At 33.6% G+C, this 14,962-nt stretch carries 17 protein-coding genes and 1 pseudogene; 8 read left to right on the top strand and 10 right to left on the bottom strand.

Annotated elements, in window-relative coordinates:
- Positions 1 to 225, top strand: a 225-nt coding sequence (locus O1449_RS15820) for a hypothetical protein (RefSeq protein ID WP_269239782.1), incomplete at its 5' end; no start/stop codon positions are given.
- 53 nt (positions 226 to 278) lie between these two features.
- Here O1449_RS15820 and nadS read toward each other — a convergent pair.
- Both nadS and O1449_RS15810 read right to left on the bottom strand, forming a co-directional pair.
- Positions 279 to 551, bottom strand: a complete 273-nt coding sequence (nadS, locus tag O1449_RS15815; RefSeq protein ID WP_136459426.1) for a NadS family protein — start codon at positions 549 to 551, stop codon at positions 279 to 281.
- A complete protein-coding gene (locus O1449_RS15810) occupies positions 544 to 864 on the bottom strand; it encodes a type II toxin-antitoxin system RelE/ParE family toxin (protein ID WP_136459424.1) in 321 nt (106 codons plus the stop codon). Before O1449_RS15810 ends, nadS begins: the two co-directional genes overlap by 8 nt.
- Before the next feature lie 219 nt (positions 865 to 1,083).
- Between O1449_RS15810 and O1449_RS15805 the strand changes: the two genes are divergently transcribed.
- Positions 1,084 to 1,731, top strand: a complete 648-nt coding sequence (locus O1449_RS15805) for a BglII/BstYI family type II restriction endonuclease (protein ID WP_136459422.1) — start codon at positions 1,084 to 1,086, stop codon at positions 1,729 to 1,731.
- Here O1449_RS15805 and O1449_RS15800 read toward each other — a convergent pair.
- Positions 1,728 to 1,970: a helix-turn-helix transcriptional regulator gene (locus O1449_RS15800; RefSeq protein ID WP_136459420.1), complete on the bottom strand. Its 243-nt coding sequence runs from the start codon at positions 1,968 to 1,970 to the stop codon at positions 1,728 to 1,730. The two genes, O1449_RS15805 and O1449_RS15800, sit on opposite strands and share 4 nt — an antisense overlap.
- Positions 1,971 to 2,061: 91 nt before the next feature.
- Between O1449_RS15800 and O1449_RS15795 the strand changes: the two genes are divergently transcribed.
- Genes O1449_RS15795 through O1449_RS15785 form a run of 3 tightly spaced genes read left to right on the top strand, consistent with a single transcriptional unit; the run spans position 2,062 to position 5,051 of the window.
- Complete coding sequence (locus O1449_RS15795) at positions 2,062 to 3,240, top strand: DNA adenine methylase (RefSeq protein ID WP_136459418.1); 1,179 nt, start codon at positions 2,062 to 2,064, stop codon at positions 3,238 to 3,240.
- A gap of 36 nt (positions 3,241 to 3,276) precedes the next feature.
- Positions 3,277 to 3,900 (top strand): hypothetical protein, encoded by a 624-nt coding sequence (locus O1449_RS15790; RefSeq protein WP_136459416.1) that lies wholly within the window; start codon positions 3,277 to 3,279, stop codon positions 3,898 to 3,900.
- Positions 3,900 to 5,051 carry a DGQHR domain-containing protein gene (locus O1449_RS15785; RefSeq protein WP_136459414.1) on the top strand — a complete coding sequence of 384 codons (1,152 nt, stop codon included), beginning with the start codon at positions 3,900 to 3,902 and terminating at the stop codon, positions 5,049 to 5,051. The genes O1449_RS15790 and O1449_RS15785 overlap by 1 nt, the downstream gene beginning before the upstream one ends.
- A gap of 226 nt (positions 5,052 to 5,277) precedes the next feature.
- Here the strand turns inward: O1449_RS15785 and O1449_RS15780 are convergent, their stop codons facing one another.
- The 3 genes from O1449_RS15780 to O1449_RS15770 form a co-directional block, all read right to left on the bottom strand.
- Positions 5,278 to 5,814 (bottom strand): plasmid replication DNA-binding protein, encoded by a 537-nt coding sequence (locus O1449_RS15780; RefSeq protein WP_442865345.1) that lies wholly within the window; start codon positions 5,812 to 5,814, stop codon positions 5,278 to 5,280.
- Between the two features lie 84 nt (positions 5,815 to 5,898).
- Positions 5,899 to 6,822, bottom strand: a complete 924-nt coding sequence (gene repM / locus O1449_RS15775; RefSeq protein WP_269239762.1) for a replication initiation protein RepM — start codon at positions 6,820 to 6,822, stop codon at positions 5,899 to 5,901.
- Between the two features lie 648 nt (positions 6,823 to 7,470).
- Positions 7,471 to 7,686 carry a hypothetical protein gene (locus tag O1449_RS15770; protein ID WP_269239760.1) on the bottom strand — a complete coding sequence of 72 codons (216 nt, stop codon included), beginning with the start codon at positions 7,684 to 7,686 and terminating at the stop codon, positions 7,471 to 7,473.
- 396 nt (positions 7,687 to 8,082) lie between these two features.
- On the opposite strand from O1449_RS15770, the gene O1449_RS15765 reads away from it, so the two are divergent.
- A protein-coding gene (locus O1449_RS15765) for an IS3 family transposase (RefSeq protein WP_269238047.1) occupies positions 8,083 to 9,242 on the top strand; the annotation gives its coding sequence in 2 pieces (ribosomal slippage) (positions 8,083 to 8,317 and positions 8,317 to 9,242; 1,161 coding nt in all).
- 175 nt (positions 9,243 to 9,417) lie between these two features.
- Here O1449_RS15765 and O1449_RS15760 read toward each other — a convergent pair.
- Both O1449_RS15760 and repM (O1449_RS15755) read right to left on the bottom strand, forming a co-directional pair.
- On the bottom strand, positions 9,418 to 9,939 hold the full coding sequence (locus tag O1449_RS15760; protein WP_269239757.1) for a plasmid replication DNA-binding protein: 522 nt from the start codon (positions 9,937 to 9,939) through the stop codon (positions 9,418 to 9,420).
- A 71-nt stretch (positions 9,940 to 10,010) separates the two neighbouring features.
- Positions 10,011 to 10,919 carry a replication initiation protein RepM gene (repM, locus tag O1449_RS15755; protein WP_050049564.1) on the bottom strand — a complete coding sequence of 303 codons (909 nt, stop codon included), beginning with the start codon at positions 10,917 to 10,919 and terminating at the stop codon, positions 10,011 to 10,013.
- Between the two features lie 1,354 nt (positions 10,920 to 12,273).
- Here repM (O1449_RS15755) and O1449_RS15750 point away from each other — a divergent pair.
- A pseudogene (locus tag O1449_RS15750) lies at positions 12,274 to 12,465 on the top strand (hypothetical protein).
- A 73-nt stretch (positions 12,466 to 12,538) separates the two neighbouring features.
- On the opposite strand, the gene O1449_RS15745 reads toward O1449_RS15750, so the two are convergent.
- Together O1449_RS15745 and O1449_RS15740 are read right to left on the bottom strand one after the other, a co-directional pair.
- Positions 12,539 to 13,261: a GIY-YIG nuclease family protein gene (locus O1449_RS15745; protein ID WP_086378197.1), complete on the bottom strand. Its 723-nt coding sequence runs from the start codon at positions 13,259 to 13,261 to the stop codon at positions 12,539 to 12,541.
- 239 nt (positions 13,262 to 13,500) lie between these two features.
- Positions 13,501 to 13,848 (bottom strand): hypothetical protein, encoded by a 348-nt coding sequence (locus tag O1449_RS15740; RefSeq protein WP_086378196.1) that lies wholly within the window; start codon positions 13,846 to 13,848, stop codon positions 13,501 to 13,503.
- Between the two features lie 715 nt (positions 13,849 to 14,563).
- On the opposite strand from O1449_RS15740, the gene O1449_RS15735 reads away from it, so the two are divergent.
- Positions 14,564 to 14,962 (top strand): hypothetical protein (locus O1449_RS15735; protein ID WP_269239752.1); only part of this gene is annotated, 399 nt, incomplete at its 3' end.

Raw genomic sequence — 14,962 nt, 5'->3', positions numbered from 1 at the left:
TGGTCTTGGGATGATGTAGAAGAAGAGTTTGGATTTGAGGTAAGTTCTTTTAAATTAGAAGTATTGCCAGAGAACGCTATACTTTTTGAAAAGAAGATTCCTTTTACTGAAAAAGATTGTATTGATGTATTAGAAAAAGGCTGGCAAGAGCGATACGGAAATTATACTTTTATCCCTGATTTAGATGCCTTTATCTCAAAAATTGTCGAAAAAGAAACAGCATAGTTCTTAGAAGTAATAGAAATGAGAGCTATCCGCTCTTATTTCTATTTATTTGTTTAAATCAGGCTTGGATGTGCATCTAGAATGCGAATTAGAGTTGCTGCTGGCCCTGTGGGATAGCGTCTGCCTTGTTCCCAGTTCTGAAGTGTGCGAGGGCTAATATGCAAACGTGCAGCAAATTCTGTTTGGCTCAAGCCTGTTTTTTCTCGGACTTCTTTAATATCAGGAAGAGTTAGCTCAGTCACTCGACTTGCTTGAACTTCATTACGTTTAATCGCTCCTGCTTCTTTGATCGAAGTAACGAGGTCATCAAATAAGTTATTATCCATGAAATTGCTCCTTCACAAGTTGACGTAGGATAGCGGTCTCTTTATCAGTTAAGTTTTCTTTAACAGATTTAGGGTAAGCCAGTAGCATAAAGATCTGATCATCGTCATTGATCCAGTAATAGATCACACGTATGCCACCACTTTTTCCTTTACTGCCTTGAGCACAACGTACTTTACGAATTCCACCACCATTTTTAATGAGATCTCCCTTATCTGGCTGAACTAAAAGTTCCTGTTGGAGCTCTCTATATTCATCATCAGAGACAAGCTCTTTGATTTGCTTGGTGAAAATACTGGTTTCAATGAATAGCATAGGTTAAGTACGTCAATGGCGTACTTTTATTGTAGTGAATATAGTAAAAAAAAGCCAGTTACTAAGCTAATAATGATCAATAGCTGAAGATTCGCATAAGAGATTTTATGTTAAACAGAAACTCTTTAACTTCTAAATTTTTGGACAACAATAATATGGGAGTTTTTTCTTTAAAATCTTAGATCTATAATCAAACAACTTGATAATTGCCAAAAAACTATGTCTATTTCTCTTTTCCCACGATATATCCAAGATAATTACGAAATTTTAGAATATAGAAACGGGATTTCTATACTAAAACATGCCTACCCTGATGAGTGGGATGATTTGATTAATCTACTTGATTCGTTTGTTTTACAACGAAGTGACATTCTGACTCCAGGTGGTCGTAAATCTAATATTGCCGATAAGTTAGATGGTTTCTTATATAGTCGAGGATGGAATGAAACACAATTTGATGTTGATATTCGTCTTCAAGAAACTTCTTTCATAAAAGATAGTGGCAGAGGTAGATCAATAACTAGGAGGCAGGAGCCAGTTATTGTAGATGTACCGACTCACAAGATTGATTGTTTTAAAAATAAAGTTGCCATCGAAGTAGAATGGAACAATAAAGACCCTTTTTTTGATAGGGATTTAAATAACTTCAGACTTCTATTTGATCTTGATGCTATAGCAGTCGGTGTCATTATTACTAGATCTTCTGAATTACAAAGTATCTTTAATGACCTAGGAAGAAAAGATTCCTACGGATCATCAACTACGCACATGGGGAAATTAGAAAGTAGGCTATTGGGTAAGGGGTCAGGTGGTTGCCCCGTCATTGCTATTGGTATTACACCTAATGTCTATGATGATTACTCTTAAGTCGACTCTTGGATAAAGCTTTCTAAAATTTCTTCAAAATCACAAAGTGACTTATTCAATTCTTTGCATATTAAGTAGACCTCTGAAATTTCCAAAGATCTATCTCCATTTTCATATTTGGATACGAAACTTTGTGGCTTTCCGAGCATTTTAGCTAATTGAGCTTGTGTAATTTGAGCGTCAAGTCTCATTTGCTTTAATGCTTGGATGCATAAAGATTTCATCAAATTTTTATCCATCTAATTTCCTGTTTGACTATCTCGATATTATTACATAGAATTGAAAAACTAAATCCCAATTTGGGATTTAGTTTTTGAGTTAAGGATTTTTATGTTTACCCCACAACCATTCCCTAGTTTAATCAAATATATGGGTTCAAAAACTAAGATTATTGATTTTATTATTGATGGAATTAATTTTGTACATCAAAAAGATAGACCCGTTATAGATTTATTCGCAGGAAGTGCATCTCTTGCAGGTGCTATTGGTAAACAAGCTGATTTTGTCTCTAATGATATTCAAGAATATTCAAAAATCCTCTCTCAAACGTATCTTTTAAATTTAACTAGTACGGATATTCCTACACAGGATGAAATTTATAAAAAAGCTTTAGAACTTGTAAAAAACAATATAAAACAAGAATATATTGTTAATTATAGTGATTTAAAAAATATTGATGAGTTCAATAGGTTAGAAGAAAATCAAAAAGATTTAATTAATCAAAACTTAGATTATCCATACCATTTATTTGCAAAGAACTATTCAGGTACATGGTGGTCATATGAGCAATGTCTATGGATTGATGCCCTTAGACAAGTAGCAGATGACTATAAAAACAAGCCCTTATATCCCATTTTTTTAGGGTCCTTAATGTATGCAATGGCATATTGTAGTCAAGGTACAGGGCACTATGCTCAATATAGGGATGCTAAGACTAATTCATCATTCAATGATATTTCTATTTATAGAAAAAAAGAGGTCTTTAAATTTTTTAGTAAAAAAATTAAAGAATTATGTGATTTTAGTCTCAAGAATAACAATCAATTTAAATCAATGTTTTTATCAAAAGATTTTAAGGATGCTTTAGACTTATTTGAAGGTGGTACAGTTTACGCTGATCCACCTTATTGTTTTGTACATTATAGTCGTTTTTATCACGCCTTAGAGACGCTCGTTTTATATGACTATCCTGAAATACAAAAAAAGAACAACGTTTTTGTAAAAGGTAGATATAGAGAAGAACGCCATCAATCTCCTTTCTGTATAAAAACAAAAGTTGAAGGCGCATTCTTAAATATGTTTAAAGGCGTTAAAAATACAGAATCGCAACTAGTGTTAAGTTACAGCAATACAGGTATGATTAGCTTAGAGATAATGATGGAACTCGCATCATCTGTATGGGATAGCTCTCGAATAGAAATATTAACTACTGACCATCAGCATATGACATTAGGAAGACAGGGAACTCGCTATAGAGATGTAAAAGAATGTTTACTTCTTGTAAGATAAGAACATTTTACAGAGGGAATTTAATTATGGGGATTTATGTCAACAACAAGCGATGACGAAGATTCTATTTGGTTTGAAGCCGTAAAAGAATTTTTCATAACAATTGGCTGTAGTTTGGTGCCCTTTATTTTAATTGTGATCTTTTACGTTTATTGGAATGATTTGGATCTAGGAAAGGCTTTCGAAGCACTTATTTATTCCGGTGACTTGTTGATCTATGGGATTACAATTTCTGGTCCTATATTACATGCTATTTTGAAAGATGGTCCTATCTCTTATAAGCGATGGCTTTTTTTAGGATGGATAGTAATCGCTTTTTTATCTATTGCTATTTTCAATCTTATTAAGCCAGTATCAATTCAGGTCCAAGATCTTAATCAAAATCTATTTCAGTTAGTATCTGGAACTGAACAGAAGGCTTCTTTCAATCAAATACAAAATTTAGTAGAAAAAATAAGAGAAGAAGATTTGAAAGACCACCAAAAAACCTTTGTCTGGAATGTAACCATATTCACTTCTGTAAGTAGTCTAATATTGTATTTCATATACTTACTTATAAATATTAGTGATATTCGCAAACATGCTAATGCTACTCATACGATTCAAAAAAAGACTAATGAATTTGCGCAGGGCTATAGTAGAAAACGAGGTGATAATTAATGTTATCTAACAGCCTATTACCATTTGCTACTGAGAATGGAACGTACATAGATTTAAAGTGCTTATTAGTCAGACAACCAATAGGGACTTTTTTTATAGCATCTATACCACATGATCAATTAAAAACAATCACTTATGCTGATGCTCGTCGGGTAGTAAATGAGAATGATGAGGAGGGTTTTGAAAAAATATTAGGTATTCAGCGAGAAGTAAAACCTTCTCGATTAAAAGAGTTAACTACATTTGTTAACACAAAAGATGCTTGTTTCCCTACGTCGATTATTCTTTCAATTCCTGAGGAATGTGCAACTTACTATCCAGATGAATCTATATTAAGGTTGTCAAAAACCGAAAATTTCCCGATAGATAAAATAGCTAAAATCCTAGATGGTCAACATAGAATTAGAGGATTAGAGGCTTATTCTGGAAACGATATATTTGAGTTGAATATTAGTATATTTATTGACTTAGATCCTGAATATGAAGCTTATATTTTTTCTACTATTAATCAAGCACAAACTAAGGTAAATAAAAGCTTAGTATATGATTTATATAGTTTAGCTATAACAAGAAGTCCTCAAAAATTGGCTCATAATATTGCCGTAACTTTGAATGACAATTCCGAAAGCCCTTTCTTTAGAAAGATTAAGCGACTAGGTACGGCTAGTCCTAAAAATTTACCAGTAGCAATAACACAAGCAGCATTTGTTGATTCTCTATTAAAATTGATTTGTAAAGATACGAATCAGGCGATAAAAGATCGGGATGCCTATTTAAGAGGAAAAGAGCCAGAGACTTTATATGATGAGAAACTTGTCTTTAGGCCTTTTATGTTAGAAAAACGTGATTATGAACTAACAGATGTATTGTGGGATTATTTTGAGGCAATTAAAGAAAGATGGCCTCGTGCATGGGAGAGTAATGAAAAGGGAGATATTTTGAATAAGACAAATGGTTTCATGGCTTTAATGCGATTTTTAAAAGATATTCATATTTCAAAGAATCATATTGGAAAGGCTCTAACTAAAGATGAATATAGCAAGATATTCAAGAAAATAGATATTGAAGAGCATCAATTTACTATTGAACAATATCCTCCTGGTAGCAGTGGTGAAAGTAAGTTGTATAAAGACTTGATACAATATTTATAAGCTTATGAAAGTTGATAGGTATTAGATAAATTGTTTATTTTTCCTAAAATTAACATAATACGCCTTATGCGAAACACTTAAACTTTTCCTTGTCTTATCAATATCTTAAAGTAAGCCGTTCTAAGGTCCAGCGCACTGGAACGGCTTTTTCGTGATCTTTCACGTTCCACGCCTATTCCATGATCATTTTTCTGTATTTTTATTCATCTAGATTAAACAATCTTGATTAATCATAGGGTCTAAAAAAACGACTCCAAAACCCTTTTTTCTCAGGCTCTGGTTCAATGTGTTCAGGCACAGGAATGCGCTTATTTTCCGTCTGCTTCGGAGTAGTCAATCCATCATCTTTCGGCTCAGCAGTATCTGGTTCTGGTTGTACTGGAGCAGTACTTGGCTGGATAGCTTCTTGCTTCTTTGCTTGGGTAATTGGTTGTTCAGGCTGTCCTTTAAACTCAATTCTATGCGTCAGATCCTCGATATGCTGCATCAAAGCCTTTTCTCTTTGATTGGCTAAATCCAACTGATTTTTGAGTAAAGAAATTTGATCCTTTAATACAGTTTCGACCTCTGATTGGACGTGTACATGTACATCCTTCAGTACGTGTTCAGTACGTGTACTAGACTGAACACCTGAAGGATTTCCATAAACTCTGATAAGCTCAGATAAGTCTATAAGACCGTCATGATCCCTTGATAATTCACCATTTTTTATAGCTTCATATATTGTTGTTCGTGACTTTTTAAAGGCTTTACTGGCGTCCATAACGCTAAATTTGGTTGTGTTCAATGTAATCCCTCAGTGCATGTACAAGGATGTTCGCCTAAACATCCTACCTGAACATGAAGTTTATTTTGTGTTAAATCCTACTTTTTTAAGATATGGCAACAGTTCTTCAAATTTATTCTGATCTTGCAGCATTCCTACAATTCGAACTGCAAATTGCGCATAGCTTTCCGTACCTTGAGAATATTTATTCATGTCTGGTAGTTCAGAAAGCTTATTAGCAAAAATGTGACGTTGCTTATCAGTCAATTTTGAGAAAAGATCAGTTGGACTAGGGCTTTTACTATCTTTTGTAATTACTTTCTTTTGTTTAAACGTGAATGAAAAGCCTGAAATGTTACGGCCTTTTTTATGTTGCTCACATTTAACTTTAATGTCTGTGTGCTCGTTAATTTGGGCAATAGCTAGATTTAATACCCGATCTTTAAAATTTCCCATCCTTGTGTATTCATCATCGAGAACACCTATCTTTTGTCTGAATTCGGCTAGTTCAATAACAGGTGTTTGCCCTGTACTACGCCAAGCAATCAATAATTCGTATAAACGTACAGCATAAGCACTACTAAGTTCGCTAATTTGTTGTAGCTCGTACTTGGTGAATTGTTCTTCCAAACGTGTAATCAAGGGAACGATAGCTGGTGCAAATATCAACTTTACTGTTGCTTCATCATCGATGTATCGAATTTCACTAACCCAACGGCTTAGAACATTCTCAACCTTTCCTCTTTTGTTGATCTCTTGATAGCTAAATTGTCGAGCGAATAAGTCTTTGCACGCATCTTTAAGAGCTTGATAGGCTGTTTGTCTTGCAACATTAAATTGGTTTACATAGCTCTCTGCATGAACCTCTAAGGGATCATTTGCATTTATACCTCTACCACTACCTCTTGCTTCGACAATAGCCAATAGGATTAAACGTTGTTCTACTAAATCCAAGTTATAACTAGCATTAATTAAGGCATTATCTTTAACAACTAAATCCCGCATCTTATTTATCTACATTATTATTAGTGAATATAAGTCTATATTAATAATTGTGTAGATTTATGCAAGGTAAACGTAGTTGAATCTACTAAATATTTTTTATAGATTTAAGGTAGGTAAACGTAGTCATATTGGTAGGTAAACGTAGTCATATTGGTAGGTAAACGTAGTCATATTGGTAGGTAAACGTAGTCATATCTCTGCTGTATCCCTTTAGAGTAAAGGCTTCCATCATGGCTAAAAGCATTAAAAGAATTTAAAATAATTAAAAGTATAATCTGGTCAAAATTGCCCTTGGTTTTCGCTTCGCTCAAACTCTATTGAATCTCGCTTACGCTCGATTCGAGGGGCAATTTTTTGGCTAATCTCGTTGTGCGTTTCAGGAAAAGCAAAGGCGAGATCAAAAGCAATTATGAATTCGCTTCGCTCATATATTTTTACTCGCTATGCTCGTCAAGGTTCGAATCCTTACAGTTCGCACCCATTCGGGATGCTCTGTTCTTACAATTTTTAATGGATAGGAAACTTGTAATCAGAGAAAATACAGGAGGATTTTTATTGTGGCTCTGTCACTCGTTGACACTCGTTCGGCTTCTTAGCCTTAGTCAATTTAGTTGTATTTTTCTTTATTAAATTTAGTCATGACTAAATTTAATAAAACATACTCATTGGATACAACATGAACTTATCAGTTGATCCTCTTAACTCATGAAATTTCCGTTGTAATTCTTCTGCATTTATTTCGCCACAAACGTATTCTTCAAATGCTTGAATTTGCCCTACTGATGGAGTGAGGTCGTAATACTCATAAGTTGATTTGAAATTATCAAATGAGCTTTGGCGTTTTGCTTTTTCTACATGATCCATTTCCAAATTTCTCTATTTCTGAATGTCTTTAAAATATTGCACCACAATCATAAAAGCACAAGGTCTTTAAAAAATCGTTTTATTTAGCTCTATTTTGCGTTTTTGGCTCGTTTTCTTATTTAAATGATAACTCCCCTTGTTTTTTTCAATATCTTGCTTAAATCGAATTTTATGCGTTTTTGTGGGTGACTCTTTTTTTAATTTTAATTTTTGTCTGTATATAAATTTAGTCATGACTAAAAATCGAAGTGAATAAAGGGAAATATTTTCTATGGCAGGATAGGAAAACGCATGGCGTTCTATGATTTTGTATGACAATTTACTGATCCTAGCCAAAATAATGGACAGCATGTCCCTCTAAAGATAACGTAACTTCAATCTTTGGAGATCCAAGAAATGGCTAAACGTTTTAGTCCGGAATTTAAACAGCAAGCAATTGATCATGCACTTTCAAACTCCCACGAGCCTATAGCTGCAATCGCCCATAAATTAGGTGTGGGTTATTCAACCTTAGATAAATGGATTCGTGAAGCCAATCCAGTAGGTTCAAGCAAACGTCAACTTTCTCCTGAACAACAGCGGATCTTGGAATTAGAAAAAGAAGTCAAACAGCTCAAGGAAGCCAATGACATCTTAAAAAAAGCGCATGTGTACTTTCTGACAGATCATGCCAAGAAAAGTACACGGTAATTCAAGATATGGATATAAATGAAGTCACTGTGTCTTCTGTCTGTAAATGCCTAGATGTCAGCACTTCAGGCTATTATGCCTGGCGAAAACGCCAGACCAATACAGCGCAGAAATACAATGATTTAAAAGTTGTATATTGGCAGCATCATGCGCGCTTGGGTGCACCGTCATTGGTACATGACATGCGTGATTTAGGTTATCGCATGAGCGAACGTACCGTTGGAAGGATGCTAAAAAAGCTTGGTTTACGTAGTAGGATTGCACGTAAATACAAGCATACGACTGATTCAAACCATCGTTTGTCTACAGCATCAAATTTGTTGGATCGCCAATTTACAGTTACTCAGCCTAATAAAGTTTGGACAACGGATATTACCTATATCCGAACTAAAGAAGGCTGGCTGTATTTATGTGTGATGCTAGATCTATTCAGCCGTCGTATTGTGGGTTGGCAAACCAGCCATCGAATAGACCGCCAATTGGTGTGTGATGCGTTTAATTATGCAATGGCTCGTCAGGGTTATCCAACGGGTGTCATGGTGCATTCGGATCAAGGTAGTCAGTACTGTAGTCGTGATTTTAGGGCGCTATTATTGACGAATAACTGTATTCAAAGCATGTCTAGACGAGGAAACTGTTGGGACAATGCAGTGACCGAAAGCTTCTTCCATACCCTGAAGGGGCATGTAGTACATGGCAGTGTATTTTCTACGAGAAAAGAGGCAAATGCTATCTTGTTTGAGTATATTGAAGTTTACTACAATCGAATCAGAAGGCATTCTGCAAATGGCTGGTTAAGTCCAGAAGCCTTTGAACAGAAATATTTCAAGAATTTAGAGGGATCGGTTGTCCACGATACTGTCTAGGATCATAATACGCCTTATACGAAATACTTGAAGTTTCCTCTTTAGCATCAATATCTTAAAGTAAGCCGTTCTAGGGTTCAGCGCACTGGAACGGCTTTTTCGTGATTATTCACGTTCCACGCGTATTCATTGATCAAAGGTTTACAGTTTTGATTAGGTCATTTGAATAATGCCCCTAGCCGTTCGGCAAGAAAAACCGGCTTAACCACCCTCTTTTAGGCTGTTCTGGTTCAACATGCTCAGGCACTGGAATTCGCTTATTCTCTGTTTGTTCCGGAGTAGTCAATCTGTCATCTTTTAATTCAGGCTTTGGCTGAGAATCCGTTGCTATATCCTGGTTAGGTTTTTGATCGGTAAACGTAGTCATATTGGTTTTCGGGGCTTCTAGTAGACGTTGCATCGTTTCAATTTGATTCTGATAAAAAGATTCACGTTCTTTAGCATCTTCAAGTTGATTTTTTAATATGTCTATTTGTTGTCTAAGTAGTAAATTTTCTGTCGAATTTTGACTGTCTACTTTTACAGGTTCTTTTACACCTTGTTTTTTAGATGGTTCACCGAACACACGGATTGCTTCAGACAAATCAATTTTATTGTCTGAATTTTTGCTTAATATTCCTTTATTTATATGGTTGTAAATAGTTTGTCTATTTATGCCATATAGCTTAGATAACTCAACAACAGAAAGACTTTTCATTGTGTAAAACTATGCCTAATCTTGTAAAAATAATATGTCTAATAGGCTGTCTAGTAGACAACCCTCATAGCCTAAACTTTTAAATCTAAATTGTCTAAATAATCGGAATATTTGTCTAAATTTACAGGGTCTTTTAACTGTTGTTTAATCCTTTTAGCGAAGTCTTCATAGCTTTCACCAGCTTCACTAAATTGGCTAGAAAAAGCAGAGTCATAAGCCAGCTTATTTGCAAATAAATCTAGTTGTTTCTCCGTTAGATTAGCCTTTTTAGGCTTAACTTTTTTACGTTCCTGTTTTTGTTTGAATGCGAAGGAGAAGCCAGAAATTGTTCTGCCAGTTTTATGTTGCTGATAGTTGGCCGTTATATCAGTTAGTTCATTAACTTGTTTCAAGGCAAAATCTAGGACATAGGTTTTAAAATTACTCATAGTCTTGTATTGAGTAGCCTCAACGCCTAGTTGTTGTCTGAATGTTGATAGATTAAAAATTGGTGTTTGGCCACTAGATCGCCATTGGATTAGTAGTTCATATAACCGAATGGCGTATGTACTTGTTAATTTGGAAACTTGTTGTATTTCATATTTAGTAAAATTTTCTTCTAATCTGGTAATTAGAGGGACAATATCTTGAGTGAAACGTAAGAATACAACCCCTGATTGATGTTCATAACCAATTTTATCCACCCATCTACAGTGGAAACTTCTGTCCTTTCCTGTTTTTGGATTTATATCATGATAAGTAACATAGCGATCAAATAAGCTTCTAGAGGCATCCCTAAGAACTGTATATGCAGTATGTTTTTCAACATTAAAAGTATTTATGTAACTACTAGCATGAACTTCCAACAAGCTATTTTCAGTGATGCCTTGTCCAGTTTCTCTTGCTTCAGCTATTGCCAAAAGAATAAGACGTTGCTCAACAGTATCTAATGTATAACTTGCTTGAATCAGAGCATTATCTTTTACAACTAACTCGGCCATTTTTTAATATAAATCAAATTTAACTAGGTCATACCATAAACTATTTTAACTAGGTTGTAAAACGACCTATTAATTAGGTCGATAAACCTAGCTTTATGGGTCGATAAACCTAGCTTTATGGGTCGATAAACCTAGCTTTATGGGTCGATAAACCTAGCTTTATAAGCGGTGAAATAGTTGATATTAAAGGCTTACAGCCTAGCTAAAAGCATTAAAAAGGATTAAAAATTATTAAAAGCCCTGTCTGGTCAAAATTTCCCTTGGTTTTCGCTTCGCTCAAACTCTATTGAATCTCGCTTTCGCTCGATTCGGGGGCAATTTTTTGGTTAATTACTCCGTGGATTTGAGAAAAAGCAAAGGCAAGAGCAAAAGCAACTCGGAATTCGCTGCGCTCATAGAGCTTTATGCTCGCTTCGCTCGGTCTAGACTCAAATTCCAGCATCTAAATTTCGCTTGGGTAGGTTTATAAACCTAAAAAAGCAGTTTTTCAGAGGGTCGATAAGCAAATTTTAGTAGTTCGCTCGTAGACACTCGCTCTATTCATTTCTATCTTAATCAAAATTCTCTTTATTTAGCTCTTATTTGCGATTTTTAGCCTGATTTCTAGTTTGATAGTGTTTCTCTATGGTTTAGATGAAAAAGTGGCTTAAATCGCATTTGAGTGAGTTTTTGCACCTGTATGGTTTTCTTGTATCCAATTTTTAATTTGCTATCTGGATCTCATTAAGTGAACTCTCCTTGAGCCAAGCACTATCTTTTATGTCAGTTAAGTCAATTTAGTTGGTTGGGTGTCGGTACATACCGACTTTTTGGGTTCACACACCACGCATCTAAAGATGACAACTCTCAAACTTTTGCCAGATATGGTTTTTATAGGTTTTTTTATCATATAGAAACTGTTTCAAAAAAATGGATGAAAATTGATATAAATATTTGTTTTTAAATAAAAAATAAACTTTCATTGGTTTTTTCGAAAAATATCCAATTTTTTGATTTAAAGTATTGAAATATAATGTGAAAATAACTTTCAAATCAACTTTCAGAATATATCTTAAAATTAAGGTTAATTTATTGAAATTATGGAAAAAATTGATGAAAGTTTAGATTTTTAAGTTTCAGAATCATGTACAACATTAATGGACTTTTTTATACTAAAGATTTGATTTATATAATTATTTTATGTACATGGTCTTGTACAGAAATACATATGATTAATTGTTTAAGTGCTTGAAAAACATATAAAATAATGTGTACACATGGTTAATACAAGAATGTACAGATTTTAGTGGATAAACTAGATATAAAATATTGAAATTTATTAAAAATCAATGTGTACAATCTAAGGTTACTTGTTATGTCAACAGAATTAGTCAACTCAGCCAATATCATCCCTTTTCCTAAGCCATGCGTATTCTGTGAATCAACGGAATATGTACAACTTTTTGCTGGGGTAATGATGTGTAAAAAGTGCCAATAAAATATTCGAATCACCAATCCTGGCTTGTTTGCTGCCAATGAACAGATTGAACAAAAAAACCAGGATTAACTTGGGTTTCGTATAAGGCGTATTATGTTAATTTTAGTATCTCTTAAATCAAACATCATTTCATGATAAAAAATCAATCGAGGAATCCATTTTGATATTTATCAGAGATACTCTTCATTTCATTAATATTTTCAATTAAAAATTTTTCTCTAGCATCATAAATTTTTTTACGAGAATGCCCTAAAAACTTCATAAACTGCGGAGTCGGCTCATATTTATTGATTGTATAAGGGTAATTTCTAGTAAAAACTTGAATCCAAGTATAGGAACTGAGTCCATATATACTATTGGAATGTAGATACAACTCATATATATAGGAGTTAGTTACCGCATAACTTTGAGATAATGCAGAAAAATTAACATATGGATCAAAAATAAGATGCTGAATATTTAAAACCTCATCACCATCCGGAAAGTCTTTGAATTTTAATTCATTAAAGGGAGTCCCATAATCTTTATGATCAACATAATCCATCCATTCAGCAAACTCACTATCTAATAAGGAAATTGCTTCAGAAATAGAACTGCTAAACCATTCAGAATTATTTCCTGTAATGAAATGTTGTTGTCTTTCAAAGTTTTGGGATAGTTTATAATGTAATTCTTTTTCAATCCTTAACCCATCACATGGAAATGGGAATTTATAGCCTCTAATTAAGACATAGTTAGGATTTCCTGTTTCAGTTATACGACTAAAAACATTTTTTCTTCTAGTAAAACCGAACTTAAACAAGAATGGATTCAATAAATCAACTGCAATATATAACCAGCCGTTTTCATTTAAATATTCAGACATAAAATCTCTTTAACGTAAGAGTAATATAGGTTTCACCTTATTCGAAAAAGCTAAAAATTCCCAAAAAGAACTAGTTGCTCCCCTTGGAATTAAATAGCCACCACTTCATCACTTACAGCAATCAAAAAGCATGATAGTGTCTAAAAATTGGTGTAATCTTTAGTTATAACATTGATTTATATAAATAATTATAAAAAATCTTATAGCGTTAATTTTAGATAAATTTAAATACGTTAGATTTACTCTTCCATATCTAAGTCATCAACCTCAATATCTAATTCCTTAACAATGTCTTCTAATGATAATGATTTTCTCTCTTCTCTAGGTATAAGATCCCTAGCTTTTAAAACAGGAACCCCTTCCAATATCGATCTATGAAAAAGAGCATAACCACCCCTGTCTAGTTCAACCATTTCCAGACCTAAACTGTATAAATTTTCATAAAGATTAAAAAGAAAAGCTGCTTGGATATTTTTCCTTCCAGATACTATTCTTAATGTTTTTTTACTCATGCGTCCTTTTGTTTTATTACTTCTTTTCAACATAAGAGCTAATAAGTAAGCGACTCGATCTACAGGGACAATCATTTTAACACCAAATATCCTATTTTGTGATTAATATAATCCCAAAATAGGATATTTACAAATTTAATTTACACCCGATTTAACATAATGGGCGTTATGCGAAACCACTTGTTAAAAATCATTATTTTTCAAATGTTTAAAAAATTAGTCATGACTAAAAAATAGGTGAAAAGCCGACTCGGAAACAAGTCGGCTGCTTTTTAAGCAAATTTGTCATTTTTAGCCAATAAAATCGGTTAAAAAATACTCAAAATTACGGTTTTTCCTGATTTCTAAAGGCCCCAATAACCCACTTTTATCCCCATTTCCTGCGGACAAATATCGGGATAATTTGAGGATATGTCTCTGTACGTTCTGGCGTACAGTCATTCAGGAAATCCACCAATAGGCAGACATGACCAGATTGCATATCATGGTTTCATTGAGAACAGGATGTTCCAAATAAAAATAAGAAGATTAGCGACAGGACGCGAGGGATGACAGGAGTTGACCCTAGTACCAAATATGAAAAACCCCGACAGGATGTCGGGGTTTTTTTATGGCTTAATGAAATTTCTAAATATTATTTTTAGTAAATGTCAATATGCAGACTTTTAGATAAAAATAGCTCAAAAAATACGTTAAAGTCTGACGATTGCAATATTTATAGATCAAAACGATAATATGTTTATTGGTTTAATTTTCTAAAAATCATATATTTATAGGGATTGATTTTAAAATGGCAAACTTACTTCAAAAAATTTCTTGGAACGAAAACTTGTATCAAAAACCAGATATTTCTGGCTATTATATTGAACAAGGGAATGATAATTATATTGCACAATTTGGTATTGGGCATGAAGCTTGGAACTTTAATAAAACTGATTTGATAGATGGAAAAGTTTATGGGTATTTAAAGGCAGAAGTTTCAACTTTGTTTAAGGAAACACATAATATTTTTTTCTTTTCTAGAAATTTGAATGGAGAGCTCTTTCTAATTGGATACTACAAAGATTGTAGATATTTAACAGAGGATGAAAGAATTAAATTAAGAGAAAAAATGGCCGAATCAGGAATTCTAGATAAACGTATTAATCAGATTTACCGTATTCTTAGAGATGAGGATGATTTCTCAGAA

The sequence above is a fragment of the Acinetobacter sp. TR3 genome (genome assembly GCF_027105055.1).
In the GTDB taxonomy this organism is placed as follows: Bacteria; Pseudomonadota; Gammaproteobacteria; order Pseudomonadales; family Moraxellaceae; genus Acinetobacter.
Note: the sequence above shows the minus strand (reverse complement) of the source record. Positions and strands in the feature narration are given on the sequence as shown.

What these genes read in the sequence shown, in the direction of transcription:
- nadS (WP_136459426.1), bottom strand. Translation starts at nt 551, where the DNA reads ATGGATAATAACTTATTTGATGACCTCGTTACTTCGATCAAAGAAGCA.
- O1449_RS15810 (WP_136459424.1), bottom strand. Translation starts at nt 864, where the DNA reads ATGCTATTCATTGAAACCAGTATTTTCACCAAGCAAATCAAAGAGCTT.
- O1449_RS15805 (WP_136459422.1), top strand. Translation starts at nt 1,084, where the DNA reads ATGTCTATTTCTCTTTTCCCACGATATATCCAAGATAATTACGAAATT.
- O1449_RS15800 (WP_136459420.1), bottom strand. Translation starts at nt 1,970, where the DNA reads ATGGATAAAAATTTGATGAAATCTTTATGCATCCAAGCATTAAAGCAA.
- O1449_RS15795 (WP_136459418.1), top strand. Translation starts at nt 2,062, where the DNA reads ATGTTTACCCCACAACCATTCCCTAGTTTAATCAAATATATGGGTTCA.
- O1449_RS15790 (WP_136459416.1), top strand. Translation starts at nt 3,277, where the DNA reads ATGTCAACAACAAGCGATGACGAAGATTCTATTTGGTTTGAAGCCGTA.
- O1449_RS15785 (WP_136459414.1), top strand. Translation starts at nt 3,900, where the DNA reads ATGTTATCTAACAGCCTATTACCATTTGCTACTGAGAATGGAACGTAC.
- O1449_RS15780 (WP_442865345.1), bottom strand. Translation starts at nt 5,814, where the DNA reads ATGGACGCCAGTAAAGCCTTTAAAAAGTCACGAACAACAATATATGAA.
- repM (WP_269239762.1), bottom strand. Translation starts at nt 6,822, where the DNA reads ATGCGGGATTTAGTTGTTAAAGATAATGCCTTAATTAATGCTAGTTAT.
- O1449_RS15770 (WP_269239760.1), bottom strand. Translation starts at nt 7,686, where the DNA reads ATGGATCATGTAGAAAAAGCAAAACGCCAAAGCTCATTTGATAATTTC.
- O1449_RS15760 (WP_269239757.1), bottom strand. Translation starts at nt 9,939, where the DNA reads ATGAAAAGTCTTTCTGTTGTTGAGTTATCTAAGCTATATGGCATAAAT.
- repM (WP_050049564.1), bottom strand. Translation starts at nt 10,919, where the DNA reads ATGGCCGAGTTAGTTGTAAAAGATAATGCTCTGATTCAAGCAAGTTAT.
- O1449_RS15745 (WP_086378197.1), bottom strand. Translation starts at nt 13,261, where the DNA reads ATGTCTGAATATTTAAATGAAAACGGCTGGTTATATATTGCAGTTGAT.
- O1449_RS15740 (WP_086378196.1), bottom strand. Translation starts at nt 13,848, where the DNA reads ATGATTGTCCCTGTAGATCGAGTCGCTTACTTATTAGCTCTTATGTTG.